The sequence below is a fragment of the Cellulomonas edaphi genome, assembly GCF_030362815.1.
Classification (GTDB): domain Bacteria; phylum Actinomycetota; class Actinomycetes; order Actinomycetales; family Cellulomonadaceae; genus Cellulomonas; species Cellulomonas edaphi.
Map to the genome: position 1 here is coordinate 185,465 of NZ_JAUCGR010000001.1, position 23,926 is coordinate 209,390.

26 protein-coding genes are annotated in these 23,926 nt (G+C 69.3%); 17 read left to right on the top strand and 9 right to left on the bottom strand.

Annotated features, from left to right (window positions below; translation table 11 throughout):
• Nucleotides 1-26: 26 nt before the first annotated feature.
• From QRT05_RS00890 to QRT05_RS00905, 4 genes are read left to right on the top strand one after another with little or no spacing between them, the layout of a single operon-like run.
• Nucleotides 27-1,121, top strand: a complete 1,095-nt coding sequence (locus QRT05_RS00890; RefSeq protein WP_289444314.1) for a restriction endonuclease subunit S — start codon at nucleotides 27-29, stop codon at nucleotides 1,119-1,121.
• The gene (locus tag QRT05_RS00895) at nucleotides 1,121-4,648 is read left to right on the top strand and encodes a type I restriction endonuclease subunit R (protein WP_289444315.1); all 3,528 of its coding nucleotides are present in this window, start codon (nucleotides 1,121-1,123) and stop codon (nucleotides 4,646-4,648) included. The genes QRT05_RS00890 and QRT05_RS00895 overlap by 1 nt, the downstream gene beginning before the upstream one ends.
• Nucleotides 4,645-5,079: a hypothetical protein gene (locus tag QRT05_RS00900; RefSeq protein ID WP_289444317.1), complete on the top strand. Its 435-nt coding sequence runs from the start codon at nucleotides 4,645-4,647 to the stop codon at nucleotides 5,077-5,079. The genes QRT05_RS00895 and QRT05_RS00900 overlap by 4 nt, the downstream gene beginning before the upstream one ends.
• Nucleotides 5,080-5,094: 15 nt before the next feature.
• Nucleotides 5,095-6,099: an FRG domain-containing protein gene (locus QRT05_RS00905; protein WP_289444319.1), complete on the top strand. Its 1,005-nt coding sequence runs from the start codon at nucleotides 5,095-5,097 to the stop codon at nucleotides 6,097-6,099.
• Between the two features lie 75 nt (nucleotides 6,100-6,174).
• Here QRT05_RS00905 and QRT05_RS00910 read toward each other — a convergent pair whose 3' ends face one another.
• Nucleotides 6,175-6,945 (bottom strand): hypothetical protein, encoded by a 771-nt coding sequence (locus QRT05_RS00910; RefSeq protein WP_289444320.1) that lies wholly within the window; start codon nucleotides 6,943-6,945, stop codon nucleotides 6,175-6,177.
• 149 nt (nucleotides 6,946-7,094) lie between these two features.
• On the opposite strand from QRT05_RS00910, the gene QRT05_RS00915 reads away from it, so the two are divergent.
• Both QRT05_RS00915 and QRT05_RS00920 read left to right on the top strand, forming a co-directional pair.
• Nucleotides 7,095-8,447 (top strand): phospholipase D-like domain-containing protein, encoded by a 1,353-nt coding sequence (locus QRT05_RS00915; RefSeq protein WP_289444324.1) that lies wholly within the window; start codon nucleotides 7,095-7,097, stop codon nucleotides 8,445-8,447.
• Nucleotides 8,448-8,800: 353 nt separating this feature from the next.
• Nucleotides 8,801-10,054 carry a hypothetical protein gene (locus QRT05_RS00920; RefSeq protein ID WP_289444327.1) on the top strand — a complete coding sequence of 418 codons (1,254 nt, stop codon included), beginning with the start codon at nucleotides 8,801-8,803 and terminating at the stop codon, nucleotides 10,052-10,054.
• Between the two features lie 359 nt (nucleotides 10,055-10,413).
• Here QRT05_RS00920 and QRT05_RS00925 read toward each other — a convergent pair whose 3' ends face one another.
• Together QRT05_RS00925 and QRT05_RS00930 are read right to left on the bottom strand one after the other, a co-directional pair.
• A complete protein-coding gene (locus QRT05_RS00925; protein WP_289444330.1) occupies nucleotides 10,414-11,511 on the bottom strand; it encodes a hypothetical protein in 1,098 nt (365 codons plus the stop codon).
• A gap of 54 nt (nucleotides 11,512-11,565) precedes the next feature.
• Entirely contained in the window at nucleotides 11,566-11,778 is a 213-nt protein-coding gene (locus QRT05_RS00930; RefSeq protein ID WP_289444332.1) for a hypothetical protein, read from the bottom strand.
• Between the two features lie 376 nt (nucleotides 11,779-12,154).
• Between QRT05_RS00930 and QRT05_RS00935 the strand changes: the two genes are divergently transcribed.
• Complete coding sequence (locus QRT05_RS00935; protein ID WP_289444334.1) at nucleotides 12,155-12,721, top strand: GNAT family N-acetyltransferase; 567 nt, start codon at nucleotides 12,155-12,157, stop codon at nucleotides 12,719-12,721.
• Between the two features lie 54 nt (nucleotides 12,722-12,775).
• On the opposite strand, the gene QRT05_RS00940 is transcribed toward QRT05_RS00935, so the two are convergent.
• Nucleotides 12,776-13,510, bottom strand: a complete 735-nt coding sequence (locus tag QRT05_RS00940; protein WP_289444335.1) for an SDR family oxidoreductase — start codon at nucleotides 13,508-13,510, stop codon at nucleotides 12,776-12,778.
• A 102-nt stretch (nucleotides 13,511-13,612) separates the two neighbouring features.
• Here QRT05_RS00940 and QRT05_RS00945 point away from each other — a divergent pair, with 102 nt between their 5' ends.
• Together QRT05_RS00945 and arr are read left to right on the top strand one after the other, a co-directional pair.
• On the top strand, nucleotides 13,613-14,476 hold the full coding sequence (locus QRT05_RS00945) for a LysR family transcriptional regulator (RefSeq protein WP_289444337.1): 864 nt from the start codon (nucleotides 13,613-13,615) through the stop codon (nucleotides 14,474-14,476).
• Nucleotides 14,477-14,499: 23 nt separating this feature from the next.
• The gene (gene arr / locus QRT05_RS00950) at nucleotides 14,500-14,907 is read left to right on the top strand and encodes an NAD(+)--rifampin ADP-ribosyltransferase (RefSeq protein ID WP_289444339.1); all 408 of its coding nucleotides are present in this window, start codon (nucleotides 14,500-14,502) and stop codon (nucleotides 14,905-14,907) included.
• Here arr and QRT05_RS00955 read toward each other — a convergent pair.
• Nucleotides 14,900-15,652 carry an alpha/beta fold hydrolase gene (locus tag QRT05_RS00955; RefSeq protein WP_289444342.1) on the bottom strand — a complete coding sequence of 251 codons (753 nt, stop codon included), beginning with the start codon at nucleotides 15,650-15,652 and terminating at the stop codon, nucleotides 14,900-14,902. The genes arr and QRT05_RS00955 overlap by 8 nt on opposite strands.
• 74 nt (nucleotides 15,653-15,726) lie before the next feature.
• Here QRT05_RS00955 and QRT05_RS00960 point away from each other — a divergent pair, with 74 nt between their 5' ends.
• The 5 genes from QRT05_RS00960 (at nucleotide 15,727) to QRT05_RS00980 (ending at nucleotide 19,116) form a co-directional block, all read left to right on the top strand.
• The gene (locus tag QRT05_RS00960) at nucleotides 15,727-16,422 is read left to right on the top strand and encodes a helix-turn-helix transcriptional regulator (protein WP_289444344.1); all 696 of its coding nucleotides are present in this window, start codon (nucleotides 15,727-15,729) and stop codon (nucleotides 16,420-16,422) included.
• Between the two features lie 66 nt (nucleotides 16,423-16,488).
• Nucleotides 16,489-16,791, top strand: coding sequence for a hypothetical protein (locus tag QRT05_RS00965; protein WP_289444346.1), 303 nt, complete (start codon nucleotides 16,489-16,491; stop codon nucleotides 16,789-16,791).
• 99 nt (nucleotides 16,792-16,890) lie between these two features.
• Nucleotides 16,891-17,655 (top strand): MerR family transcriptional regulator, encoded by a 765-nt coding sequence (locus tag QRT05_RS00970; protein ID WP_289444348.1) that lies wholly within the window; start codon nucleotides 16,891-16,893, stop codon nucleotides 17,653-17,655.
• A gap of 57 nt (nucleotides 17,656-17,712) precedes the next feature.
• On the top strand, nucleotides 17,713-18,159 hold the full coding sequence (locus tag QRT05_RS00975; RefSeq protein WP_289444350.1) for a GNAT family N-acetyltransferase: 447 nt from the start codon (nucleotides 17,713-17,715) through the stop codon (nucleotides 18,157-18,159).
• 96 nt (nucleotides 18,160-18,255) lie between these two features.
• Entirely contained in the window at nucleotides 18,256-19,116 is an 861-nt protein-coding gene (locus QRT05_RS00980) for an aminoglycoside phosphotransferase family protein (RefSeq protein ID WP_289446084.1), read from the top strand.
• Between the two features lie 7 nt (nucleotides 19,117-19,123).
• Here QRT05_RS00980 and QRT05_RS00985 read toward each other — a convergent pair whose 3' ends face one another.
• The 3 genes from QRT05_RS00985 to QRT05_RS00995 all read right to left on the bottom strand — a co-directional run bounded on the left by QRT05_RS00985 (nucleotide 19,124) and on the right by QRT05_RS00995 (nucleotide 20,652).
• Entirely contained in the window at nucleotides 19,124-19,831 is a 708-nt protein-coding gene (locus tag QRT05_RS00985) for a DUF72 domain-containing protein (RefSeq protein ID WP_289444352.1), read from the bottom strand.
• A 123-nt stretch (nucleotides 19,832-19,954) separates the two neighbouring features.
• Entirely contained in the window at nucleotides 19,955-20,287 is a 333-nt protein-coding gene (locus QRT05_RS00990) for a YciI family protein (RefSeq protein ID WP_289444354.1), read from the bottom strand.
• A gap of 23 nt (nucleotides 20,288-20,310) precedes the next feature.
• Nucleotides 20,311-20,652 carry a YciI family protein gene (locus QRT05_RS00995; protein ID WP_289444356.1) on the bottom strand — a complete coding sequence of 114 codons (342 nt, stop codon included), beginning with the start codon at nucleotides 20,650-20,652 and terminating at the stop codon, nucleotides 20,311-20,313.
• 140 nt (nucleotides 20,653-20,792) lie between these two features.
• Here QRT05_RS00995 and QRT05_RS01000 point away from each other — a divergent pair, with 140 nt between their 5' ends.
• Both QRT05_RS01000 and QRT05_RS01005 read left to right on the top strand, forming a co-directional pair.
• Nucleotides 20,793-21,500, top strand: coding sequence for an SDR family NAD(P)-dependent oxidoreductase (locus QRT05_RS01000; RefSeq protein WP_289444358.1), 708 nt, complete (start codon nucleotides 20,793-20,795; stop codon nucleotides 21,498-21,500).
• Between the two features lie 23 nt (nucleotides 21,501-21,523).
• Entirely contained in the window at nucleotides 21,524-22,012 is a 489-nt protein-coding gene (locus QRT05_RS01005) for an NUDIX domain-containing protein (protein WP_289444360.1), read from the top strand.
• A 22-nt stretch (nucleotides 22,013-22,034) separates the two neighbouring features.
• Here QRT05_RS01005 and QRT05_RS01010 read toward each other — a convergent pair whose 3' ends face one another.
• Nucleotides 22,035-23,135, bottom strand: a complete 1,101-nt coding sequence (locus QRT05_RS01010; RefSeq protein ID WP_289444363.1) for a DNA glycosylase AlkZ-like family protein — start codon at nucleotides 23,133-23,135, stop codon at nucleotides 22,035-22,037.
• Between the two features lie 15 nt (nucleotides 23,136-23,150).
• Between QRT05_RS01010 and QRT05_RS01015 the strand changes: the two genes are divergently transcribed.
• On the top strand, nucleotides 23,151-23,822 hold the full coding sequence (locus QRT05_RS01015) for a hypothetical protein (protein ID WP_289444365.1): 672 nt from the start codon (nucleotides 23,151-23,153) through the stop codon (nucleotides 23,820-23,822).
• The last annotated feature ends 104 nt before the right edge of the window (nucleotides 23,823-23,926 follow it).

The window sequence follows — 23,926 nt, forward strand, 5'->3', positions numbered from 1 at the left end:
ACGGGGTCCTCCCCCAGGAAAAGTTCATGCGGATCACGGGCAGCCGGGTCGTGCTCAACCTTGAGGGCGCCGACTCGATGAAGCACGTAGAACCGGACGACTTCATCATTCACCTGCGCAGCTTTCAGGGCGGGATCGAGCATTCCAGGTTTGCAGGCAAGGTCAGTGTCGCGTACACCGTACTTACGCCTCGCCCAGGCGTTGACCCGCGCTTCTTCCGTTGGGCCTTGAAATCACAGGGCTACGTCCGGAGCCTTCAAGCCACGGTCAACCAACTACGTGACGGGCAGTCGATCAAGTACGGCGACTTCGACAAGGTGCCGCTCCCGCAACCCCCTGCCGATGAACAGCGGGCCATTGCGGACTTTCTGGACGAGCAGACGTCGCGGATCGACACGCTGATCGACAAGCAGACGCAACTCATCACTACGCTCCGCGAACGCCGGTCGGCGGTCGTATCAGACGCCTTATCCGGTCACGAACTAACTCGGTTGCGGCGTCTGGTAACCCCAGAGCGCCCTATGTCGTACGGCATCCTGCAGTGCGGTGAACCCGTTGAGGACGGCGTTCCTTACATCGGCCCGTCTGACATGCCCGGCGAGGGGCGGTCCCCAGAGTTGGACCATCTACGACGAACGACGCGCGAGATCGCGGCGGGATACAGCAGATCCACGCTGTCAGGCGGTGACCTCGTCGTCTCCATCGGGCCCGCCTACGGCCGGGTCGCGGTCGTGGATGCGTCTCTGACAGGTGCCAATCTCACGCAGGACACCGTCCGCGTGGCAACCGACCCATCGCTTGTAGTGACCCGCTACCTCGTCTGGGTGCTTTGCTCTCGTGAGACAGCCGAGTATTGGGACTCACAAGTCGCTGGCGCAACCTTTCGCCGCCTCAACCTCGGGACCCTCGCTCGAACCCCGGTTCCCCTGCCTGATCTCGAAACGCAAACGAGGGTTGCCACCGACCTGGACGAACAGACAGCGAAAGTTGATCTGCTCATTCATAAGACGGAGAAGCACATCGCCCTCGCCAAGGAGCGGCGCGCCGCGCTCATCACCGCGGCTGTCACGGGCCAGATCGACGTCCGCAGCGCGGGCCGGGCCACGGAGGGCGTGGCGTGATGGCGGATTACAACGAGAAGCCCTTCGAGTCGGAGCTGTGCGCGCATCTGGCGGCGCACGGGTGGCTGTATTCGCCGACGGACCACGAGCCGGGCGCGGAATACGACCGGGAGCGGGCGATCATCCCGGGCGACGTACTGGGCTGGTTGCGGGACACGCAGCCGGAGGAGTTCGCCAAGTCGGTGAAGGCCGGCACGTCGCAAGAGCCGGCCGCGACGAGCGCGCTGCTCGACCGGCTCTGCAAGGTGCTCGACACCGCGGCCGACCAGGGCGGCGGCACGTTGAACGTGCTGCGGCGCGGGTTCAAGCACGTGTCGTCGTCGTTCCGGATGTGCCAGTTCAAGCCGGCGACCTCGCTGAACCCGACGACGCTGGCGGACTACGCCAAGGTCCGGGTGCGGGTGATGCGGCAGGTGCACTTCTCGACGAAGGACAACCGGTCGCTCGACCTGGCGTTGTTCGTCAACGGTCTGCCGGTGGCGACGTTGGAGCTGAAGACGGATTTCACGCAGTCGGCCGCGGAGGCGATCGACCAGTACAAGAAGGCCCGTCAGCCCAAGGACCCGGGCGGGCACGTGCAGCCGCTGCTCGGGTTCGGCAACCGCGCGCTCGTGCACTTCGCCGTGTCGAACGAGGAGGTGTGGATGACCACCCGCCTCGCGGGGGACAAGACGCACTTCCTGCCGTTCAACGCCGGCGACGGGCACGGCGGCAAGGGCAATGCCCCGAACCCGTTCGGCTCGGCGACGTCGTACCTGTGGGAGAAGGTCCTCGACCGCGACGCATGGCTGACGATCCTGGGCAAGTTCTGCCACGTCGAGACGCGCCAGTCGCGAGACCCGATCAGCGGCGCGGTTGCGAAGTCGACGACGCTGCTGTTCCCGCGCTACCACCAGTGGGAGGCCGTCACCGCCATGGTGGCGCACGCCCGCGAGCACGGGCCGGGGCAGAAGTACCTGATCCAGCACTCCGCCGGCTCGGGCAAGACGAACTCGATCGCCTGGACGGCGCATCGCCTGGCGCGTCTGTTCGACGACCAGGACCGAAAAGTGTTCGACACAGTCATCGTTGTCACCGACCGCACCGTGCTGGACGACCAGCTGCAGGTCGCGGTCCGCCAGATCGACTCCGCCGACACCGGGTCGTCGGGCGGCGAGGGGATCATCACGACCGTCGACGAGGTCGAGGCCCGCAAGTCGGGCTCGAAGTCCCAGGCGTTGGCTCAGGCGCTGACGGGCGGAAAGCTGATCGTCGTCGTCACGCTTCAGACGTTCCCGTTCGCGATGGAGGCCATCGCCGAGAACCAGGGCCTCGCCGGCCGGACGTTCGCCGTGATCGCCGACGAGGCTCACTCCTCGCAGTCCGGTGCGACGGCCGGGAAGATCCGCACGATCCTGTCCGCCGCGGAGCGCGCCGACCTCGACGACGGCGGCGAGATCTCCGTCGAGGACGAGCTCGCGGCCGAGATGACCGCACGGGCGACGACGCCGAACGTGTCGTTCTTCGCGTTCACCGCGACCCCGAAGGCCAAGACCCTCGAGCTGTTCGGCACCCCAGACGCCGACGGCATCCCACAGCCGTTCCACACGTACACGATGAAGCAGGCCATCGAAGAGGAGTTCATCCTCGACGTTCTGCGCGGCTACCAGACCTACGACACGGCGTGGCAGATCGCCCGGAGCGTCGCGGGAGTTCCGCAGCCGGAGGATGGCTACGAGAGCCCCGTCGAGCAGGCCTTCGAGGACGTGCTCGTCGACAAGGCCGCCGCGACCAAGGGCCTGATGCGGTGGGTGAAGCTGCACCCGACGAACATCAGCCAGAAGTGCGCCATCATCGTCGAGCACTTCCGCGAGAACGTCGCCCACCTGCTCGACGGGCACGCCAAGGCGATGGTCGTCACCGACTCCCGCAAAGCGGCGGTCCGGTACAAGACGCAGATCGACGCCTACATCGCCAAGCGCGGGTACACCGACATCGGCACGCTCGTCGCGTTCTCCGGCTCCGTCGAGGACACCGACACCGGCCCTGGGCAATTCACCGAGTCGTCGATGAACCCGACCAAGATCGGGTCTCAGATCGCGTCCGCATTCTCCGGCCCGGAGTACAAGGTGCTGCTCGTCGCGAACAAGTTCCAGACCGGGTTCGACCAGCCGCTGCTGTCCGCGATGTACGTCGACAAGCGCCTGTCCGGAGTCCTTGCGGTGCAGACCCTCTCGCGGCTCAATCGCACCTACCGGACCCCGTCGGGCGTGCGCAAGGACGTCACGTTCGTCCTCGACTTCGTCAACGACCCCGAGGAGATCCGTAAGTCGTTCGAGCCGTATTACACCGACGCTCGACTTGAGACGACGACCGACCCGAACGTTGTCCACGACATCTCGGCCAAGCTCGACCAGGCCGCAGTGTTCACCGAGGCTCAGGTCGAAGCCTGTGTAGCCGCGTGGGTCGGGCGTGCCGGCAACAACGCACTAGCAGCGACGATCAAGCCGGCCCGCGACGAGTTCGCCAAGCGCTACACCGACGCCGTCCGGCGCGACGACACCGCTGAGGTCGAGGCGCTCGGCCAGTTCCGCAAGGATGTCGGCACGTTCGTGCGGCTCTACGACTTCATGAGCCAGGTCGTCGACTACGCCGACACCCAGCTTGAGAAGCGCGCGATCTTCCTGCGCCTGCTCGAGAGGTACATCCGGCCGTCGACCGTGACCGCCGAGATCGACGTGTCCGACGTCGTGCTGAAGAAGATCAAGCACACGCCCGGCGAGACGCAGGACATCACGCTCGGTAGCGGAGTTGGGCTGCGTGGGGTCGTTGCCGCCGGCTCGGGCAAGGCGCCCGACCCCGTGCTGATCGCGTTCCAGGTAGTGATCGACCGGCTCAACGACCTGTTCGGTGCCGAGTTCTCCCGCAGCCAGGTCGAAGGGTTCGTCGACACGCTCGGCGCCGTACTCCTCGAGAACGAGGAGCTCGTTGAGCAGGCACGCGTCAACTCCCGGGTGCAGTTCCTCGAGTCGCCTGACCTGTCGGACGCGGTCGTCGACGCCGTGTTCGCCAACCAGCACTCCCACAACGCGATCGCCGACTACATCGCCTCGGGGAACACCGACTCCCACCGACTCATCGCCGAGATCGGCGCGATGATCCACGCCGCTGTCACAAGCACGCCCACCGGTGCCACCTCACCTCCAGCGACTCCGGGCGAGGCCCGGCTCGCTGAGCTCGAGGCACTCGAGGCCGGGTGGCTCGACGGCGAGGGCGCGCCGATCGACCGCGAGTCGCTCCAGGCGGCTCGCGCGCTCCTGGCGGCCCTCACCGAGTTCCACGTCTCGCTCCCGCGCATCTACCCGACGCCGGCGGGCGGCGTGCAGCTCGAATGGCACGGGCCAGGCCCACGAGTCGAGGTCACGCTCCTCGACCGCGTCCAGGAAGTCTTCGTGCTCCACGCCGACGGCAACGAGGACACCGTCCGCGGGGCCGAGACCTACGCCACCGCGCGCGTCGTCGCCGACCTGCTGGGTGGAGCATCGTGACCACGACGAACGGCTACGCAGCACTCGAGCCGCACGAGATCGAGCTCGACCACGACGACGAGTTCTACTGGCGGCAGTGTCACCCCAGCTACCTCGACGGCGGCGTCCCGTCGGTCCAGATGTTCTGCGAGTCCACCGGCGACAACGGTAAAATCTCCGGCGCACGCTCGACCAAGGCCACCGCCCAGCTCGCCTTCGAGGAACGCCTAGCACTTGGCGGCCAGACCGCCGGGACGTGGGGCGTGACGGTCGCGGAGATCACCACGGCCGGCACACGCGCGGTCGATGACTCAGACATCGACGCAGGACTGCCGACCGGACACACGTACGTCGATTATCGCCACCTCGACACGAGGCCGTCTCTGCGAGCGGTCCGGTCGCGCCTGCACGAGGCGGCGGTGTCCCGCCCGCGCCAGTGGCCCACCGCGTGACGTCCGACTCCGTCAATGTCCGCCGGATGCCGCAACGGGCGAGAGAGAGGTGACACGGTGAGAGATCGTCGCAGGGCGACCTTCGATGGCGTGAAGGACGTGGGCACCGGGCCGCGACGCGTACTTCACGTGCAAGACCCACATGCCCTCACTCAGGCCGCGGGCTGGCTCAAGTTCACCTCGACAGGAGGGCTGGTCCTCTTTCGAGGTGAGACGCGACTACACGCCTCCACGTCGAGTTCTGCGCTCCGGGCACACTCGGGGCGCTCGTTGAATGGATGGGCGCGCGAGTTCAGGGAGTTTGTCGATGAACTCTTGCGCTCAAAGTGCCTCTGCGCGCAGGCCAGCCCTACGGCGCCACGGCCGCCGTTCAGCTTCTCCTACGGTCACCTCTGCACGGAGAAGTACGACTCGCGGAATGGCGCGCGTAGCCCGATCGTCTCTGGCACTTACCGCGCGGCCGTCGAACCGCTCCTGCAACACTACGGGCTGCGAACTCGCTGGCTCGACGTGGTCGACAACCTCTGGGTCGCCCTCTGGTTCGCATGCCATCGACAGGTAACCGTTGGGGGGCAGGCTCACTTCCTTCGACGAAGCGTGGCCCAGGAGGGCGGCGACGCAATGGCCTACGTCGTCGTGATGGACACTGGACCGCTCCGCCCCGCGGGCATCCCGGGATACCAGATCGGCAACGACTGTCGTGTGATCGACCTCCGCTACTCGGTACCCTCGGTTTACCTTCGTCCACACGCACAGCACGGCCTACTGATGGCTCCCCGCGCACTCCACAATCCGGAGATGTCAAACGGTCCAGAGAACTCTCTCAACGACCGGGTCGCCGCCCACTTAAGGATCCGTCTCGGTGACGCGCTCGAATGGCTCGGTACCGGGGGAATGACAAGCACTTACACGCTGTTCCCGCCTGCCACGAAGGACATTGGATTCAAGCGTCTGTTGGAGTCACCGATCCAGCCAGCGCCGTCGCTGGGGGCAATCACCTTCTATGGTCCGGGCTACTGAGTTCTCCCCGTTCGGCCCAGCCATCTCAAAGTCACGCGCCGATGATCTGGTGACGTGACGCGGACAAGCCCACTCTCACGCAGGGCCGAGAGATCGGCCCTCGCCCAGGAAGGCTCCGACCGGTGGTGGCTCGTCGACCGTCACCTTTGGGTTGTCGGTAGTGCCAGACCACAGGGCGACATACCGAGTGGAGCGTCGTGGCTTCCGGCGCAGTGGGCCTGCCACCACGCTAATCGCCGCCGCCCCGGCGTTGTCGTCAGATGCCCGGAATCGAAAGACCAGAATGGCTTCGACGCCGCGGCCCCTTAGGTCGACGACCGTTCGCTCGGTGTCGCCGTCGATCAGACCGACGGCAGGCAGCGTAGATCGAACGACGTTCAGGCTCGTCCCATGCGGCACGAAGTACGCATAGACCTCGACACCCAAGTGCATCGGCCAGCTTGGGACAACGAAGAATTGGTCGCCTTTGCGCGGCGCTTCGCTGGGGAACGCCCATGGGCGCTCCACGATGATCGACGCGATCTGCGCAGCTCGAAGGTCCGGTAGGGGCGCGAATGCGATCCCCGCGCGCCGCAGGCGCGCGCCGGTCAGCGAGATCGCGGTCCAACCTGATCGGTGCCAGTGCAACTTCGGCCGGTCGCTAGTCCGGATGATGTCGCGGACGCCTATTGTGCCCCCGGCTCCGGCACGTGCGATGCCATACGACCACTCGGCAACCTCAGGGACTTCACGAGGAGCGACAATCAACCCGCCATCCCCGGCGGTCGCGATGTTGAAGACTGGCTTGAACTCGCTGGTGCTCTTCCGCATCACGCCGATGCGGAAGTTCCTGGGCTTCTCCGCCATCGGGCAAGTCTGCACGCAGGAGGCGGCTTGGTGCGGTCAATCGGGTCCGCCTAGCATGTGACCGCGTCTGTTTGGTAGGAGGACGGCGCCCTCCTTGGTGTTGACTGGAATCCGCGCAGACGAGTCGACACTCCTTCGAGGTGAGCACGGTGGCCACTGACGAGTTCCTCGCGCGGGACGCGTACAGGGCCTGGGTACGTCTCGTTCAGCGGGCCGAGATCGCCGTGTGGGTGCTGACTCCGTACATGGACGACCAGGTAGTGCGGTTGCTGCACAGAGCGGGCGTCCCGGCGAATCAGGTGATCCTCGTAACGGACCTCTCGCCTGGAAGCGGCCCGGCGAACTACCGCAAGAAGTTGTTTGCTCTGAAGAGCCTCGTCGCGGCGGGGGTTCGAGTGCGCACGCTGCCGAGGCTGCACGCGAAGGTGTTGGTCGCGGACGGAACCAGGTTCGCCGTCGGATCGCAGAACTTCACCGGATACGGGCGACGGAGCCGCGAGGCGACCGTGGTGCCGCGCGAACCGATCCCTGAAGAGAAGTTTCGCAGCCAGATCCGGGCGTGGGTTGAAGAGGCCGAAGCCGTCACCGAAGACGACATGGACCGACTGATCGCGCAGCTAACTGATCAGATCGATCACGTGGAAACAGCGGTAGCCGAACTGGTGGCGCGCTTCGAGGCGGCTGACCGACCCCGCCGGCAGCGCCTTGCTAGCGAACGGGAGGCCGCGCAACGGAGGCGCATCGCCGAGGCCCGCGCCGCCGAGACGCGCCGCCGTGAAGAGGAACGCGCACGACACGAGGCGCGGTTCGCTGTTCTCCTAGCTCGCCGTGTGCAGTCCTCGCCGTATGTGAACCTTCGAGGTGCCGCCTACGGCCGGCTCGTCGATGTGTGGGACCAGGGAGGGTATTTCAAGGTCGACTCGGGCGAGTCCCTGACCGCGTGGTGCGGCGCAGATGGCCGGAGCATCGACCTGACGAGGCTCGAGTTCGTCCCGATGATCTTGTCCCCGACAGGGAGGCTCGCGCTCGTTCGCGTCGCGCAAGGCCAGATGAGCTATGCAAGCCAAGCGTTCACGATGGGGTCGCGCGTCACGATCCACGGTGAGCCGTTGCACGTGAAGATTCAATTTCCGGACCCAGCATCCGCCGAAGGAGTCAACTTTATCGCCACGCTAAGGGAGTGGGAGTGGTCCCCATCGATCACGCTACACATGACGTTCGACCTCGAGACTTTAAATCTTCGGGGAACGGAAACGAACGGTCACGGCGGCGGAAGTTCGTTCCTGCGCCTCGACTCCGATGAACTTCTGAATCTCGGCCTGCGGCTTGTCGAGGACGACGCCGAGCAGGAGGCGTTCGTCAAACACATCTTCCGACGAACCACGCTTACAGGCTTCAAGGGCCGCGGCCGCACGATCGCACGTTTTCTGGAAGAGGGGCGGTACAAGGTCGACCTTGTCGAGGCCGCAGGCGGCATCTTTCTGACAGCACGACACGGGTGAGGGCGGCACGAGCGGCAAGGCCGTGCCTTCGGTCAAGTTCTCGCGACCGAGCAGTCCACCAATGCGTCGAGGCAGTCGCACTCGCCGCGTCCGCCTGACGGGGGTCATTTCACAACCACGTGAGACGCCACCTCACCTGCTTGTCCCACAGCAGGTCAGACTGGCGAGCGTCGGACACGTTCAATGAGTTCCTACACCCTTGGTGACCCACCAGCCCGGGCATCACGATGCGGCCGTTCGTGGGCGCGTGACGCGGGATCCTGGCTGCGGCACGCTTGTGCCGTGACGTACAGAGACCAATCGTGAGCCGCGTCTTGGCAGTCGATCCCCTCAGTGCTCGTGGGGGTCGCAGAGTGAAGGTCGAGGCGCGGCGGCAGTTCGCGGCAGTGACACTCGACCGAGACGACTACGCCTACCGCGCCGCCGCCGAGGGGCGCGAGGACGCGGAGCTCACACCGGAGTTCGCAGCAGCGGTGAAGCGCTGCGTGAACGCGGCGTGCGACTACCTGTGGGTCCACGGGTACGCGGGCGACTTCTTCTACGGAACGAGTTCCAGCTTTGTCACGCTCTTCGTTCCGTTCGAGTTTGCGGACGAAGCTGCGAAGGCTCTGCGCGCCGCCGAGCTCGAGGGCGACTTGACCGGCATCGGAGCGTTGACATCCCGGATGGCCGTGCCGCTCGATACTTGGCTGGCGCCCGGGGAGCGGGAACTGCGGCAGGGCATCGACTTCTGGACGTCGCCGACCGCGTTCGTGAAGTACCTGCGCGCCCAAGCGGATGCCCGTGGTCTGCGGCTCAACGGACGAGCATTGCCTGGTGCGGTGTGGGTCCGGCCGACGATGCCACGGTCTCGTCGCGAGCTTCTCCGCGAGTTCCCCGACCAGTTCAAGTCGTACACCGACCCTGCGCCTTACGTGCAGCACGAGTGGTCCGAGAACGAGCCCGTTCGCCCTGAGGTCGACCGGGAGCCCGCATCATGGCGCGAGCCAACTCCTGTGGTCGCCATCGCAATCACGTCGAGACCAGATCCAGTCCAGGAGTGCCCATGCGGTACCGCTCGCACGCCGGCGGAGTTCGAGCAGCTGCAGCACCGGCGCGCTCACCTGAGCTGGTCGATCGGGCTTCCAGTACCCCGCAACGTCATCTGGCCAGCCGGTCAGGTAGCGCTCGTGACCGGAACGTCTCCACCAGCGTGGCGCAAGCTCGCGTACGCCAGCGCAGTCCTACCCCGACGCGAGAACCACTACGACTTCGCCTCGTTCGCCGTGGGCGACGGTGAGCCGTCCGACGGGAACGCGCGCGCCTACCTGCTGAATGACGGCGGTCGCGTCGTCGGCTTCGTCTCGGTCTTCGATGAGGTCGCAGTCCGATGGCACGCGTTCGACGCCGCTCCACAGCCCCAGAGTTCGATCCGCGAACGACCGGTCATCAACGTGATTTTCACGGCCGACTTGTGGCGCCGGCGCGGGGTCGGCCGGACGCTCGTCGAGGCAGTGGCCACCGACGCCGGCATCGACGTCACCGAACTGGCCTGGAGCGGCCCGCTGTCCGTCGGCGGCGAGGCACTGGCGAAGAGCATCTCTCCGCTCGGCATATGGCACGCGTAATTGGGTCGCAATGACGAACTCGTCGAATCTCGCCACGCGCGGATCGTCCGGACATGGGCTGGCGCGGCCCATGCATCGCCAAGGCGGAGCTGGCTTCCTACGGCTGCGCGGGTCCGGGTCAGCCCGAGCAGTCGGCGTGGGGTGCCGCGCGCGTACTCGGTTCGGTCGGACGTCCCCGCAGTCAGCGGGTCGCCGCTCCGCCTTCCAGTAAACCCGCGCTGAGGAATCGGACAACTAGGTGAGACGGCCGCTGTCTCACCTAGTTGTCTGCACGCAGGCCAGAGCGTCGAGCTCCAGACAAGTTCGATGAGTTCCTACACCGGTCCGTACGCCGGCTCACCGTGCAGCGAGGTTCGCGCTCAGAGCAGAGTGTGTGCGGCGCAGACGAGACCTTCGAACGGGACCGGCGGTTCGTGGTCGTACGCATGCTGGACGAAGCCGATCGACGCGAACGGTGACGGCTCCGCCTGAATGCCCAAGGGATGCCAGGGGGCTTCCCGCCCGTCATCCCGGTAGGTCGCGAGGAATCGGCTGCTCAGGTAGTAGAACCGGTCGTTCGGTTCGGTCCGTGTGATCGCTGCGGGTGCCATCCCGACGACGAAGAGCCGGTATCCGTCGCTGGTACAGCACAAGGCCCGCAGCTCGACTCGGCACAGCCGCCGCACGTCTTGCCAGGTCCCGTCGTTGAACCGAATGGTGTGCCACAGCCCTGGACCGGTGCCGCCCTCCAGGTAGAACACACAGTGCAGATCGCCCCGGAACGTCCCGGCGACGCGGACCCAGCGAACCTCGTAGGGGATGTTCGCGGGCAAGACGAATCGGTTGAACCCTTGCCACGATCCGTCGGGGTAGCGGATGTTGTGCCAGACGGTCGATCCACGGAGCACCGCGACGACGTGCAGGTCGCCGCCCGGGCCCGTGGGCTCGTGGACGGTCGAGCCCGCCACGGCGCAGGCCACGTCCACCAGCTCCCGGCCATGCGGCTCGTTGTTCGGGCCGTGCAGATGGTTGAACCCGGTCCATTCGTCCCGCGTGCCGTCGGGGCCCGGATCCCAGATCCCGTGCCAGACGTTGCCTTTGATCAGCCCCACGACGTGCACTCGTGACCGGTCACCCGCTGCGGCGACGTGCGTGAAGTCGCCGATCCCCTCGTTGTTCGGGCCGTGCACGTGCGCGAAGCCGCCAAGGTTCCGGCTGTGCCACAAGTTCCCGGCGACGAGGGCAAATGTGTGCACCTCGGGGTCGTACGTGCTCGTCGCCGCCATCGCTGTGATGTCAGGGCCGTCCCAGGCGACGCCTCCCACTGCCGGCATGGCGTGGCGGGCGTCCCAGGTCCTGCGATCGTCGGTCATCGCGATCCGCCACGGCACGTTGCTCGACTCGGGCGTGTAGATGGGGAAGGGGCCGCTGTTGGTGACGGGTCCGTCGTCGTTGGTCCCGATGATGTGCAGGTCCATGGCCTTCTGCCTCTGCTCGTGCGAGAGCACGTCGCGCCGCCGGTGGGACGGCGGTCATCCGATCGGTTGCATCGTGTAGGACGCGTCCCGGCCGGAGGTCGTCCGCAGCCAGATGTCGCCGTAGACCACGACGCGGTGCGTGACCTGGTTCGCGCCCCGGGGTGGCGGGACGAGAGCCCCTGAGGACCACACGAAGGGCCACGCGCCGATGTAGCACCGGAACTCCCCTGCAGCTGTCACGGCGACGGCGAAGTCGACCGAGTACATGCCCCATCCCCAGACGGCCTTCACCCACGTCCCGTCGGCGGGCAGCCGACCAGCCGTCTGCTGGACCGACGCCCGGCGAGCCAGAGGAGGGCGCCGCGGCAGCTTTCGGCCGCGTGACCGCACGAACCGAGACCAGAGGGACACGAACGATGAGGCGGACATCCGCGCGCTCCTGCCGGTACGAGCTTGGTACCAGCATCCTTCTGCTGGCAGGTTGCCGTTGCCTAGGTGCTACCCCTGTCCCGAGGTCCCGAACGCGCTGACCGCTCCGGACATCGGACATCTCCGGTGCCTTCCCACACCGCCCGGCACCGCCGGTCGCCCGCGCCTGCACCGGCCCATTGAGGGTGCCGCCGCCTTCCGTGAGGATTGCCCCATGGCGCTGACCACCCAAATGCTGACGCCGGAGACGTGGGACGACTTCGCTGCGCTCGTCGAGTCGAACAACGGCGTGTGGGGCGGCTGCTGGTGCGTGGGATTCCATCCGGGCGGCTCCACCGGGACACGCCAAGGCAACCACGACGCCAAGAAGCAGCTCGTGCAACAGGGAGCGGTGCGCCAGGTGCTGGTCTACGACGACGGCCGATGCGTCGGCTGGTGCCAGTTCGGCACCCCGCCGGAGCTTCCCAGCATCAAGAACCGCCGCGCCTACGACGCGGAAGCACAGGATCCGCCCGACTGGCGCATCGGATGCATCTTCACGAACTCGAAGGACCGCGGCAGGGGGATCGCCGCGGCCGCCGTGCAAGGGGCCTTGGACGAGATCAGGCGCTCGGGCGGCGGCGTCGTCGAGGCCTATCCGGAACAGACCGTGGATCGCCCGCCGCAGCGGGGCGCCTACCTCCATACGGGGCCGGAGGAGCTGTACGAGCGGCATGGGTTCGTGAGGGACCGGCGCATCGCCAAGTGGCGATGGGTCATGCGCGCCGAGGTCCGCCCATGACCGGTCCGGCCGGCCCGTCCTGACCGAGGTCGCCGGAGAGGCGACCTCGGTCCATCACCAGGGCAAAACGCCCGCGTCGTCCCGGAAGGTGCCGCTGGGGCCGTCGTCGGGCAACGTGGCGAGCTGAACGAAGACGGCGGCGCCCTGCTCGGGAGTACGGGTACCACGGTGGCCGTTGAGGTCGGTCGCCACGTACCCGGGGCACCCGGCGTTGACCAGGATCCCCGACCCGGCGAGCTCCTTCGCGTACTGGATCGTGACGGCGTTGAGGAACGACTTCGACGGCGAGTACGCCGCGGAGACCGGACCGACGCTCTCCGCCTGCGCGGTCTGCAGGGTGAGCGACCCGACCGTGCTGGACACGTTCACGATGCGCGGCGACTCAGCCCGGCGCAGCAGCGGCAGCATCGCGTTGGTGACCCGGATGACTCCGACGACGTTCGTGTCGATGACCCGCAGGACCTCCGCGGGGCTGACGGTGCTCGGCTCCTGCGGCATGCCACCGGTGATGGCGGCGTTGTTCACGAGCACGTCGAGGCCGCCCTGCCCGTCGAGCTGCGCGGCGGCGCCCGCGACGCTCTCGTCGTCGGTCACGTCCAGCGGGACGCCGAACACGTCGAGCCCTTCGGCACGCAGCTTCTGCACGGCGTCGTCCCGCCGACCCGCGTCGCGCGCACCGACGCCGACGCGGAAACCGAGCCGGCCCAGACCGGCGGCGATCTCGTAGCCGATGCCCTTGTTGGCACCGGTGACCAGTGCGGTCTTCTTCTTCGTGCTGTTCTCTGTCATGCGTCGATCGTGCAATCACGTCGGCTGCGCGTTCCAACACCGATCCGGTGCAACGCGATACCGCGCCGGTATCACGCGACGCTGGAGGCGTACCCTGCGTGCGTGGAGACACGCGAGCTGCGCTACTTCATCGCCGTCGCCGAGGAGTCACACGTCGGTCGAGCCGCACAACGCCTCGGCATGGCCCAGCCGCCGCTGTCGCGAGCCATCTCCCAGCTCGAGCGCCGGATCGGCGCTCACCTGTTCGTCCGGTCACCCCGCGGCATGACCCTCACGACCGCGGGCGAGACGCTGCTGCGGGAAGGCCGGGCCGCCCTCGCCGCGGTCGAGGCGGCCGAGCGACGCACCCGCCGTGCCATCGTCGCGGCCGGCCGCGCGACCGTGGTCCTGACGGCCAAGGCGGGCGCATCCAGCGAGCTGATGGCCAAGCTGCTCGACGCCTACGCCGCCGAACCGGACGCCGTCGACGTCGAGGTGGTGCTCAGTCCGCCCGGTCACCAGGGACCCATGCTGCGCGACGGGCGCGCAGACGTCGCGATCCTGCACCAGCCCTTCGACGACCTCAGCGGCTTCGACGCGGACACGTTGTGCGTCGAGGACCAGGTGCTGATCGTTCCTGCCGGGCATCCCGTGAGCCGTGCCGCATCGCTCACCGTCGCCGAGTCGCGATCGATCCCCGACCTTCCACCGCCACGGTGGCCCCGGCTCGACGGCACCTACCCCGACGGGCCCGGGCCGGAGCTGCGCGACCTGACGCAGGTGCTCCAGCTCGTGCGACTCGGGCGCGCCGCGATCCTGATGCCCGAGTCGGCGCGCGTCAACGCGGGTGAAGGACTGGCCGTCGTCCCGGTCTCCGACGCTCCCCCGGTCACGACGGTCATCGCCTGGCCGCCGCAGAGCGTCTCCGCGGGCGTCGCGGGGTTGGTGCGCACGGCGTCGCGTCTCTACGCCAGCCCGCGCGGCTGATGCCCGGCTCGTAGACTGCCGCGGTGAGTGACACGGTCGAGGGCCCCTTCTTCCACGGCACCAAGGCAGACCTGCAGGTGGGCGATCTCCTCACCGCCGGTTTCCGGTCGAACTACCGGCCCGAGATCGTCATGAACCACGTCTACTTCACCGCGCTCCGTGACGGCGCAGGGCTGGCCGCTGAGCTCGCGCCCGGGGACGCCGCTCCGCGGGTCTACGTCGTCGAGCCGACCGGTGCGTTCGAAGACGACCCCAACGTCACCGACCGCAAGTTCCCCGGCAACCCGACCCGTTCCTACCGCAGCAGGGAGCCGCTGCGAGTCGTCGGCGAGGTGCTCGACTGGACGCGGCTGACCCCCGAGGCGCTCCAGGGGTGGCGCGACCGCCTGGCGGCGCTGCGGGCAGAGGACCGCGACGAGATCATCAACTGATCGACGGTCCGTTTCGGCTGGTGTGCGCCGCCGCTGACCGGATCACCTCGGCGAGGTCGCGGGGCCGGCTCCACATGGGCCAGTGGCCCGTGGGGAGGTCGACGAAGTCGACGCGCTCGAGGTGCGCGACCTCGGCGAACATGGGGTGACCCGCCCGAGCCAGCTCGATCACCTGCGCGCTCGAGATGGAGCAGCACACCAACGTCGTCGGGACGCCGTGGCGGGCCGGGTTCGCGACCTCGACGGTTTGACGGAGTACCGCGGCCGGCTCGGGGACGGCTCGGTCCCGGAAGCGCGCAAGGGCCTCGGCGCCCAGGCCCTCGAGGCTCGCCTGCTGTCCGAGGGCGTCGCACGGCGGCAGGGGTAGCTCGTCGAGCTCGACCGGGAAGTCCGGCGCGAAGGCGCTGCCGTCGGCCACAGGTCCGGAATCGACCCACACCACCCGCGAGACGAGGTCGGGGTGTCGGTCGAGAACGAGGGTGACCGGTGCGTTGGCACCGCTGTGCGCGACGAGGACTGCAGCCTGATCGCCGTGCTGAGCGATGACGTCCCGGACCGCAGCTGCCTGGTCGTCGAGCGTCTTCGCGGTGCGGCTGGTGTCGTCTCCGTCGAGGCCGGGCAGGGTCATCGCGACGGTATGCGTGCGGTCGGTGTCGAGGTGGTCGAGGACGTCGTCCCAGGCCCACGCTCCCAGCCAGTGGCCGGCGATGAGAACGATGGTCGGACTGCTCGTCGTGGTGGTCATGCTGACGATCCTCGTGGCGAGGGTCGACAAAGGTGTGACACTGTTTCTGTCATGAATGTGCCGAGGCGCGATCGATGAAGCGCGCCGAACGCCTCCACGCCCTCTCCGAGACGTTGCGGCGCAGCGGTGCGCGAGGCGTCTCCGCGGAACGGTTGGCGCGTGAGTTCTCGGTGTCGGTCCGCACCGTCAAGCGAGACCTCGATGCGTTGGACAACAGCGGCGTCCCGATCTGGTCTCGCCCCGGCCCGGGTGGCGGATACGGGCTGGCGAGCGCGTCGCTGCCCCCGGTCACCCTGTCCCCGGCGCAGGCCGTGGCACTCATGACGGCTGTCTCCACCGCACCCGACGCTCCGTACGCGGACCTGGCGGCCGCGGGCATCCGGAAGGTCATGGACGTTCTCGACCCCAGGACCCGTGCGCGGGCCACGGAGCTCGCCGACCGCGTCTGGGTCACTGCGCCCCCGCCGTCCTCGCGCGCCGTCAGGTCGGCGATCGAGGAGGCGATGGCCGAGCAGCGGGTGATCCGCATCCGCTACACGTCCGGAGACGGCAGCACGACGACCCGCGACGTCGAGCCTGTGCTGTTCGCCCGCCCGAGCGGCGTCTGGTACCTGGTCGGGTGGTGCCACCTGCGAGACGCGATGCGATGGTTCACCGTGTCGCGCATCGAGCGGGCGAGCGTCACCACGACGGCCTGCAGCGGCCACACCGTCCACGAGGTCGGAGACCCTCCGCCGAATGCCAGGTCGGTGCAGGGCTGGGGCGGGTGACTCGCCGATCAACCTTCGGGGCCAGCACCGCCATCTCGCGCGTCGCGCAGACGCTAGATTTCGCGCGTGGAGAGCCGTCGTGAGGCCGGTCTGCCCGACTGCATCGTGGTGGTGCTGCCAGGCCCCGATGGAGCTCGCGCGGTCCGCGTGGTCGAGCCGTGGTTGCGGCTCGCGCTGCGAGCCTCGAAGGCCGAGGTCGACGGGACCCTGCTCGGTCGGGACGAGGCGGAGGTCTGGGTGTACCCCCAGGACACGACCGCCGTCGCGGCGACGATCAGGAGGATGCTGCGACTCGTTCCCCTGCCCGCAGGTTCGCACCTGCGCATCAAGGCAGGCGACGACGTGGCCGTCGTCAGCCTCCGTCGCTGACGCACCGCCCGGGCGTCCCGGGCGGACCCGGGGGAGACCGAGGTTCGTCCGAGCCGCGCCTTGCCTCTCACGCGGCGTGAGGTCCTAGCGTCCTTGTCCATGGGCACGGGACACCGCGTGGGGGAGATGGCGCAGGCGAGCGGGCTGACCATCCGCACGCTGCACTACTACGAGCAGATCGGACTGCTGACACCGTCGGCACGCAGCGCCGCGGGCCACCGGCTCTACGACACCTCCGACGCGCAGCGGCTCTACCAGATCAGCCTCCTGCGGCGGCTCGGCATGGGGCTCGGCGAGGTGCGGCGCGCGCTCGACGACCCCGAGTGGGACGTCGAAGCAGCGATGCGGACCCACCTGGCGGCGTTGGACGAGCGGCTCGAGGCGACCGCGCGGCTGCGCTCTCAGGTAGCCGGAGCGTTGGCCTCGGACGGCACCGACCTGCTGGCGGTCGTCGAGGAGATGACGACGTGGGAGCCGCCGGTCCAGCAGCGGATCATGCTGCTCGTCTACGCCGACCTCGGCACCGCCCACGCGTGGTTGGTCCGGACGTTCGGTCTGGTCGCCGGGGAGCTGGTGCGAGACGACGACGGCCGGGCCGTGCACGGTGAGCTCTATGCGGGCGACGGCATCATCTGGCTGCACCCGGAGCAGGAGTCATACGGCCTCGCGTCGCCGCGGTCTCTCGGCTCGTCGACGGCATCCGTCGCGGTGCTCGTCGACGACGTCGACGCGCATCACGCGCGCTCGGTCGCGGCGGGCGTCGACGTGCGCCAGGACCCCATCGACCAGCCGTACGGGTACCGCGTCTACAGCGCGCACGACCTCGAAGGGCACCTCTGGTCGTTCATGCAGGCGCTCGACTGACGTCGACGACCCGCCGGAGCCGTCGCGGGGCCGCCTGTCGTGGAGCACGATCGACCGGTGACGACGAGACGACTCGGGCCCGGCGACGCCGACCAGGCGCGCGCGCTGTTCGCCGTGATGGCCGCGGCGTTCGGCGAGGACGCGGAACCACTGGGCGACCAGTACGTCGACGCCCTGCTGACCGACGACTCGTTCTGGGCAGTCGCAGCCTTCGAGGACGACCGCGTGGTCGGCGGGATCACCGCGCACACGATCCCCATGACGCGGTCGGAGTCGGCGGAGGTCTTCGTCTACGACCTCGCCGTGCATCCCGAGCACCGGCGGCGAGGGGTCGCCGCCGGGCTCGTCGCCACGCTGCGGGCGCTGGCCGCCGGGGCGGGCATCGCGGACGTGTTCGTCCCGGCAGACGCCGACGACACCGAGGCGCTGGCGTTCTACCGGAGCCAGTCTGGAGCCGAATCGCCCGTGAGAGTCTTCACCTGGAGGCGTGAGCCCCACAGCTGATGGGGCAACGACGGAGTCCTCGCACGCCGCCCGGTGCCGTCCGAATTGCGTTTGTCGCACTGGCGCGGCGCTGCTCGACTGGGCCCCGTGACACGCATGCACGCCGACGAGCTCGAGATCCCCGTCGAGACCGTCCGACGACTGATCACCGCGCAGCACCCGCGGTGGGCGGACCTGCCGATCGTGCGCCTGCCGTCGAGCGGCACGGACAACGCGATGTTCCGCCTGGGCGACGACCTGGTGGTCCGGATGCCGCGGATCCACTGGGCCTCGGGTTCCGTCGACCACGAGGCGCAGTGGCTCCCCCGGATCGCCCTCCCCGTCACGATCCCCCGGGTCGTCGCCGTCGGCGCGCCCGGCGAGGGGTACCCGTGGACCTGGGCCGTCCTCACCTGGGTGCCGGGGACCAATCCCGTCGTCGGCGGCTTGCGCAGGCCCGAGCAGTTCGCCGAGGACGTCGCCGGGCTCGTCCGCGCCGTCCGAGCGACCGATCTCGAGGGCGGCGTCGTCAAGTCGGGGTGGCTCGCCGACCGGGACGAGCAGGTCCGGCGCGACATCACCGCCCTCGCCGTGGACATCGACACCGAACGCGTGAGGGCCATCTGGGACGACGCGCTCGCGACCGCCGAGTGGGACGGCGAGCGGACGTGGGTGCACCACGACATCGCCCCGGGGAACCTGCTGCTCACCGACGACCGGTTGACCGGCCTGATCGACTTCAGCGGCTTCGGCGTCGGTGATCCGACGCTCGACCTCGGTGTCGCCTGGAACCTGCTCACCGGCACCGACCGCGCCGTGTTCCGGGAGGCCCTCGAGGTTGACGACGCCGACTGGACGCGCGCCCGCGCCCGCGCGCTGGCGCAGGCCCTGGTCCAGCTGCCGTACTACCGAGACACGAACCCGGCGCTGGCGGCGAATGCCCGTCACGTGATCGCCGAGATCACCGCAGAGGCGTGAACGCCGGTCACAGCAGCGCGAGGAACCGCTCCGCGTCGCCCACGCGGGGGAGGTTGTTGAACATCACGTAGGGCGACGGGCGGCCATCGACCCGGTCCCGGAGCCGGCGCAGCTCGTCGTCCGAGTGCACGTGACGCGAGCCGGTGGTGCCGTGCAGGCGGTAGTAGGTCTGCTCCGGCGTCACGGTCTCGGTCTGCATCGGGTCGACGACGTGGACGAGATCCAGCTCGGCGCAGAGCTCGGTGAGCAGCGGCACGGGCCACTCGCCGCGAGGTTCCCACAGCAGTCGCGCCGCCGGGCGCTCCACGTGCGTCATGAAGGCGCGCAGGCGTCCGACATTCTCCGCCGTCGGGCGGAAGCTCTTCGGGCACTGCAGCAGCACGGCGGTGGCCCGCAGGATGCGCGCGCACTCCAGGGTCCGCTGCCATCCCGCGAGCACGGCGGGCGTGGTGCGGAACGCTCCGACCTGGCCGTGGGCGTCCTCGGGCAAGGGCTGCTTCAGTCGCCTGTACGTCGGGCTGTTGGACTCGTGGGTGACACGCTGCCACGCCTTCATCGTGAACTCGAACCCGGCCGGCACCTGCGCTCGCCAACGCGTCAGCACGGCATCGGACGGCGGTTCGTAGAACGTGTGCTGCACCTCGACGACGGGGAAGCGGCGGACGTACGACGCCTGGGAGACCGTCCAGCCACAGAGCCCGACGCGGACGTCCACGTGCCTAGCCGTCCCAGCTGCGGAGCACGATCCCGTCGACCATGGAGCCGATTCTCAGGCGTGGCGCCCTCCTCGGCCATCCGGCGCCGGGGACCAGGCGGCGCGGTCGCCTCCGTCGTCCATTCAGGTGGTCGTCTGCAGCGGCCAGACCTCGACGACGCCGTGCGCGACGGCGCAGGGCGTCCGGGACGCGAGGGCGACGGCCTGCTCGAGGGTGTCCGCCTCGATGACCGCGAAGCCCGCGAGCGGAAGGTCGGACCGCAAGAACGGGCCGTCGGTGGTCGCCACCCCGGCACCGTCGTGGTTGCGCACCTGCGTCGGGGTGCCGGCGACGCCCATGACGACTCCGCGGTCCCGCAGGCGTGCATCAGCTCGGTGTGCCTCGTCCCGCACGACCGGATCGGTCCGGTCGTAGCCGGCGCGGTCGCCGTATCCGATGGTGATGAAGGTGCTCATGGCCTGCTCCTCGTCCTCGGGACCTATCTGATGACCCGGACCTCCTGGGGCCAGCCGCATCCCTCCGCGACCCTGCCCGCCCACATCTTGGCCGTGTCCAGGTCGGGCACGTCGATGATCGTGATCCCACCCAAGTACTCGGTGGTCTCGATGTAGGGGCCGTCGCTGATCGACACGGTGCCGCTCGTCGCGTCGACGCTGAACGCCGCGGCCCGGTCCTCCTCGAGGCCGCCGGCGAAGACCAGGACGCCTGCGGCTTCCATGTCGCGGACGACGGCCATGCTGGGCTCGACGCGGGACCGGAACCACTCGTCGGAGTGGTCCCCGACCCACTGCTGGTTGAAGTAGATGGCGTACTGCGTCATGGCGTTCCTCCTGTGCTGCGGCCCCTGTGCCCTGCCACCACTGTGACGGACGGGCCTTGCCGGAATCGACACACGTGTCGGGACGGCCCCGAGCGTGATTCCTGTCGCGGGCACCGGGGCCCAGGGATCAGGATCGAGGCATGAGGCACGCGGTCGTCACCGGCGGTGGGACAGGGATCGGCCTCGCGGTGGCGCGCCGCCTGCGGGCCGACGGCGACGAGGTGACGATCGTCGGGCGGCGGCGGGATGTGCTCGAAGGCGCGTCGGGAGGCGCGTTCCGCGTCGAGGTGGCGGACCTGCGGGAGCCCGACGAGGTGCAGGCGCTCGTCGACCGGCTGGGCGTGGTCGACGTCCTCGTGCTCAACGCGGGCGGGACGGCAACCCGTCACGACGACGGGATCGCCGGCGCGGCGGCCATGTGGTTGGACGACTTCCGCCTGAACGTGCTGACCACCGTCCTGCTGGCCGAGGCGCTGCTCCCGCGCATGAGCCGCCCGGGCGGGCGGATCGTCGCCATGAGCTCCGTGGCCGCGCTGCGGGGAGCGGGCTCTTACGGGGCGGCGAAGGCGGCCGTCAGCGCGTGGGTCACGGGCACCGCCGCCGCGGTGGCGAAGGACGGGATCACGGTGAACGCCGTGGCACCGGGGTTCGTACCGGAGACGGAGTTCTGGGCGGGCAGGCTGACCGACGAGCTCGTCGCCGGGCGGCTCGCCGGGATCCCGGCGGGGCGGCCGGGCACCGTCGAGGAGGTCGCCGAGGCGGTGGCCTACCTGACCTCACCCCGTGCGGGCTGGACCACGGGCCAGGTGCTGGCCGTCCACGGCGGATCGGTCCTCGCCCGCCTCTGAGCTGCACGGGCTACGGTCCCCTGATGACACCAGAGCTCCCGGTGAGCGACAGCCGGGGCCATCAGCTCCTCGAGCTGTGGCACGCGCCGGAAGAGGCGATCGACCACCTCGACGCGCCGTGCCCCCTCTCGCTCGTGGTCGTCAGGAGGCCCGACAGCGCCGTGCTGGTCGGCCTGAACCGTTGGCGTCTGACCTGGGAGCTCCCGGGCGGCGTCCGGGAGCCCGGTGAGACGGCGCGCGGCGCGGCGCTGCGCGAGCTCTCCGAGGAGACGGCGCTCGTCGTCGCCGACCTGGTCTGGATCGGGCTCGCGCGCTTCGAGCTCGCAGGCCCGGCGCCCCGCGCGGAGCTGGCAGCCGTGTACCTGGCCGACGTGAGCGTCGAGGTGGACGTCACGCCGGTCGACGGGGAGATGCTCGAGCTCGGCTGGCTGGACCCGGCCGGCCCCGCGCCCGCGCACGCGAGTCCGCTCGACCTCGCGATCGCCTCCTGGGCTGTGCGCGCGGGCTGGTAGGCGCGGACCGGTGTCGCGCTGGTCATCCCGTCAGCACCGTGGGCTGCAGTTCCCGGTCGAGGATCCGGGCCAGCCGGGCCACCGCGTCGTCGAGCGCGCGCTGCCCCGGGCGACCGCCGAACACCGAGATGGACAGGGCGTCCCCGCGCACCGACCAGGTGCCCGCCGCGGCGCCCCCGGCGAGGACGAGGTTGGCTCCGCGGGTCACGACGGCACGGTGTGGAGCGGGCACCACGTCCGGGTCGGCGGTGCCCGGGCCGAGCACCCACTGGTCGTAGCCGGGCAGCAGCACGACGGCATCGGTCGGCTCGGTCGCGGCCAGCTCGTCGACGTGTTGCGCCAGCACGAACGCCGCCGTGCCCTCCACGTCGACCGGTGCGAGCCGGTCGTGCAGGTCGTCGACCCAGCCCTGGACCCGGCGGCGCCCGGCGCTCAGCCCTCCGCCCAACCAGTACTGCAGGTGGTCGGGAGTCGCCGGGCCGTACGCGCTGACGTAGGAGGTGACGGCATGGCGTCCGGCCGTCGCGACGTCGGACAGCCCTGTCCAGCGCGGGTTGCGGTCCAGACGCTGGAACGTCGCCCTGCCGTCCCGCGGCGGTCCGAAGACGAGGTCCCCCTGCCACGCGAGCGCCTTGAGCAACGTCCACGGCTCCGTCGAGAAGATCGGCTGCAGGCGCGCGTACTCCATCTGCGCCGCGAGCGCCTCGCCGATCTCGGCCGGGGAGAGCGGACCCTCGTCGAGGGCGTCGCGAACCGCGGACCGGAAGGCGGGCCACGCGTCGGGCACCAGGCCGTAGTACTCCTGCCAGCTCGCCCGCTCCCACTGCCGGCCCACGGCGCGCAGCGCGAGGTAGGCGCTCGCGTGCTCGGGCGTCATCACGTGGACGGCGCCCCGGAACGCGAACGTGCGCAGCAGCCGCCCGTCGCGCACCGCCCGCTCGACCTCTCCTGGTGACGACGACGCCTGCCTGGTCCGGACCGCGAGCTCGACGTCCGACTGGGCGGGCAGGGCCGTGAGCCGGTGCACCACGTCGTCGACCGACACCGTCCCCGGAGGTTCCAGCAGCTGGCGGCGCATCCGCCAGGCCAGCGCCTGGCGGCGGGTCACGCGCAACGGGATCACGCCCGCCTCTCCCCCATGACCGGTCCTGTGCACGCCATGCGTCGAGTCTGCCGCTCGACGCTCAAGGTGCACGGCGACGGCGCCGATCAGATCGCCATGCAGCGTCTTCTCGGAGTGTTCGACGACGAGGCGCTCTACGACATCGAGCGGATCCCGGGGCGCGGCGACGAGCCGGACGTCGAGCTCGAGTTCAGCGACGTCGCCGCCGGACCTTACGCGGCGCTCGTGCGCGGCTCGGTCGACGTCCTGGCCACGATGCCGGGGGTGGTCGGTGCGTGGCACACCGACCGTGAGGTCGTGCTCGTTCGGGCACCGAGCGTGCCGACGGCGGCCCTCGCCGACGCGGTGGACCGATACTGGCTGCAGGCGCTGCCCCGGACAAGCCCTGATCCGGCGTACGGCCCGGTCTGCCACCCCGATGTGTCGCGCGCCTGGAACCCGCCACCCGTGCGTGCCGAGCGCGACGGCTCCAGCGCCCCGAGGCCGTGGTACGCCGAGGAGATCCACCTCGCGCCCTCGCGCCGCCGGATGTGGACGTACCTGGTGTGCGGGTCGCTGGCCGCGGCCGGTGGCGCGACCCTCCTGGCGACCGGTGGCGGCTCCGGTGCCGCCGCGCTCGGCCTCGGGGTGCTCAACCTGGCGGTCGGCCTGCGCATCGCGAAGCAACGCCGCACGCTGGTGGCCTGAACGCCCCTGCGCGCCGCGGTGACGCCGGCGTCGCCGAATGCCGTGGACGACGGCGGGCACGCTCCGGCAGGGTTCGGCCCATGCCGACGACGCTGCCCCGTGGG